The organism is Acidihalobacter sp., from assembly GCF_037381185.1.
In the GTDB taxonomy this organism is placed as follows: Bacteria; Pseudomonadota; Gammaproteobacteria; order DSM-5130; family Acidihalobacteraceae; genus Acidihalobacter_A.
Window position 1 is genome coordinate 1 of the sequence record NZ_JARRQY010000113.1, and the last position, 3,170, is coordinate 3,170.

Sequence of the window (3,170 nt, forward strand, 5' to 3'; positions counted from 1 at the left end):
GGCGGTCTTCCGAGTTCGGCGAGGAGTTGGCGGAGCCGATAACGGCCACGTCGTCCAGCAAGGCCACCTTCGCGTGCAATCCGGGGAGCGAGTAAATCTTCACCCCCGCTGCATTCTGTCGTGGTCAAGTTTTGGTGGACACCGGGATAGGGGATTTCATGCAGTGGCTTTCTCGTAGTCGGCGGGTGATCGGTAGCCGAGTGTGGAATGCAGCCGATGGGTGTTGTAGAAGCCGATGATGTAGTGAGTGATGTCGGTCATGGCCTCGGCGGGATTGGCATAGCGTTGCTGCCAGATGCGTTCCATCTTTAGGTTCAGGAAGAATCGCTCCATGACCGCGTTATCCCAGCAATTACCCTTGCGGCTCATGCTGGCCACCAGCCCGTGACGGGCCAGCAGGTCGCGATGGGCCTGGCTGGCGTACTGGCTGCCGCGGTCGGTATGCATGATCAGCCCTGGCTTGGGCTGGCGCAGGGCGATGGCCATCTGCAACGCCGTGCAGACGAGTTCGGCTGGCATGTTCGGGGCCATCGCCCAGCCCACGATCTTGCGCGAGTACAGGTCCAGCACGGCGGCCAGGTAGAGCCAGCCACGATCAGTGCGGACATAGGTGATATCGGCCGCCCAGGCCTGGTCCGGCGCGTTGGGGTTGAAGCAACGATCCAGGACATTGGCAGCCACCGGCAGGTCATGCCGGCTGTCGGTCGTGTGGACAAACTTGCGCTTCCAGCGCGCTTTCAGGCCGTGCTGCTTCATCAGCCGGCGGACCCGGCAGCGACCGGCCAGCAGGCCCTGGGACTTCAAGGCTGCGCACAGTCGGCGGCTGCCGTAGTTGCCACCGCTGGCTTGAAAGGCTGCCTGCAACGGCGTAGTGAGGGCGCATACCCGGGGCGTTTGCCGGCGGCGGCGAGTGGCGTACACACCCGAGCGGCTCACGCCCAGCAAGCGGCACAGGCGGGCGGTATCGGCCTTCTCCTGCCACTGATCGATCATCGACTGGATCACTTCAGTTCCCGGGCGAAGAAGGCCGATGCTTTTTTTAGGATGGATACGTCCTCGCGCAACCGCTGGTTCTCCCGCTCCAACTCACGGATGCGTTGCTGCTCGGCTGTCAGCGGCTTACCGACACCCGGTTGGCCAGCCTGCTCAGCGTCGTACTGGGCCAGCCAGCGGCGCACCGCGCTATCGACCAGATCTTGGTCGCGGCACACTTGGCTTACGCTCAGGCCTTGGTCTCGGATCATCTGCACCACCTGCAGCTTGAAGGCAGTATCGAAGGTTCTACGGTTACGTGCGGTCATGTCTTGCTGGTCCTCGTTGGGGATCATCATCCCCTATCGAGGTGTCCTCGAGAATCAGACCACGACAGGACCATAGATTTGTGTAAACGGAGTTTAAGTTAGCGCTGAGGAAGGCGCCCCTCGAACTGGATCGTAAAGCGGTTCAAGGCAGCCTTCCAGTCGCGGATCGGCATCGTCCATTTCTTGCTGATGTTGCGCAGCGCCAGGTAGAACAATTTCAGCAGCGCCTCGTCGCTCGGGAACGAGCCACGGTTCTTGGTCAGCTTGCGCAGGCTCATGTTGACTGACTCGATCGCGTTGGTGGTGTAGATCACCTTGCGGATCTCCGGCGGGTAGTCGAAAAACGGAATCAGACGTGGCCAGTTACGCCGCCACGACTGGCCGATCGGCGGGTACTCGGTGTCCCACTTCGCCTCGAACTCGGCAAGTCGTTGCTCGGCCTCCTCGACGGTGGCGCAGGCATAAATGCGCTTGAGGTCAGCCGCCACTTCCGCACGGCGTTTCCACGGCACGTAGTTCAGGCTGTGCCGCACCATGTGCACGATGCACAGCTGCACCGTGGTCTGCGGGAACACCGCCTCGATGGCTTCGGGGAAGCCCTTCAATCCATCGACGCAGGCGATGAAGATGTCCTGCACGCCGCGGTTGCGCAGCTCCGTCACCACCTGCAGCCAGAACTTGGCGCCCTCGGTCTGCGCCAGCCACAGGCCCAGCACCTCCTTCTCGCCGGTCATGGTGACGCCGATGGCCAGATACACCGCCTTGATCCGCACCGCGCCCTCGCGCACCTTTACGTGGATGCAGTCCAGGTAGACGATCGGGTACACCGAATCGAGCGGCCGGGCCTGCCATGCCTTGACCTCATCGAACACCGCATCGGTGACCGAGGAAATCAGGCTGGGCGACACCTCCGCCCCATACATCTCTTCCAGGTGCGCCTGGATCTCGCGTACCGTCATGCCGCGCGCATACAACGACAGGATCTTGTCGTCGAAGCCGGCCCAGCGGGTTTGGTGCTTGGGAATCAGCTGGGGCTCGAAGCTGCCGTGACGATCGCGCGGGATCTCAATGGGCAGCTCGCCGAACTCACCCTTGAGCGTCTTGCGACTGCGTCCGTTGCGGGTGTTGCCGGCCGCGTTGGCGACCGGCTCGTGCTTGTCGTGACCGAGGTGTTCGGCCATCTCCGCATCCAGCGCCCGCTCCACCAGCAGCTTGGTCAGCTGCTTGAGCAGGCCATTCTCGCCGATCAGGTCTTCAGGCTTCTTGTAGTTGGACAACAGGCTGCTGAGCAGCTCGTCGGGTACCTCGTGCTTGCGTGAGCTCATGGTGTCTCCGGGTCAAAGGGCAGTTTCCCGCCTGTGGCCCGTTTACACAAAATCTAGGACACCCTCGCGGCATTGGTTCGACGATGGCTGCAGATCCCAGTCCACCGCCTCTTCGAGCAGCTCAACAAACCGAAGCCACCGCTGCTCGATCAGCTCGGTGTGCCAGCATGAAAACGCGGGGAAACCTCAGTGGCCGAACGCTTACGAAATTTCTACTTCCGAATGGCCAAGAATCCTCGGTCAGCCTCAGTCCGCTTCCGGACAACCGTGTGCGAATTCGGACAACTTGCCTTAACAATGGCCCGACTTGCTGGCGTATGTCATTGAATTTCGGGCCTCGGAAAATCACTACCTGTGGCACTAAACTTGCTAACCTTGGTCCGATAACTTCAGAAGGAAGAGACCTCATGCCTGACTGGGTAACCGATATGTGGCGTGCTTGGCGTGCAGCGCTTAGGCGCCCAGGGTCGCTTCTCCTGTCCATTTGCGTCCTTGCATTAGGTGTTTCAGCTAGCGTCGGTGTGTTTACGCTGATCGACCAAGC

At 61.2% G+C, this 3,170-nt stretch carries 2 protein-coding genes; both read right to left on the reverse strand.

The features are described from left to right. Positions 1-156 precede the first annotated feature (156 nt). A protein-coding gene (locus P8014_RS20440; protein ID WP_337819179.1) for an IS3 family transposase occupies positions 157-1,301 on the reverse strand; the annotation gives its coding sequence in 2 pieces (ribosomal slippage) (positions 157-1,031 and positions 1,031-1,301; 1,146 coding nt in all). Between the two features lie 98 nt (positions 1,302-1,399). After that, positions 1,400-2,626 carry an IS256 family transposase gene (locus P8014_RS20445; RefSeq protein WP_337819178.1) on the reverse strand — a complete coding sequence of 409 codons (1,227 nt, stop codon included), beginning with the start codon at positions 2,624-2,626 and terminating at the stop codon, positions 1,400-1,402. Positions 2,627-3,170 lie beyond the last annotated feature (544 nt).

Excerpts from the sequence above, each read along its gene's own strand:
- P8014_RS20445 (WP_337819178.1), bottom strand. The coding sequence starts at position 2,626 with ATGAGCTCACGCAAGCACGAGGTACCCGACGAGCTGCTCAGCAGCCTG.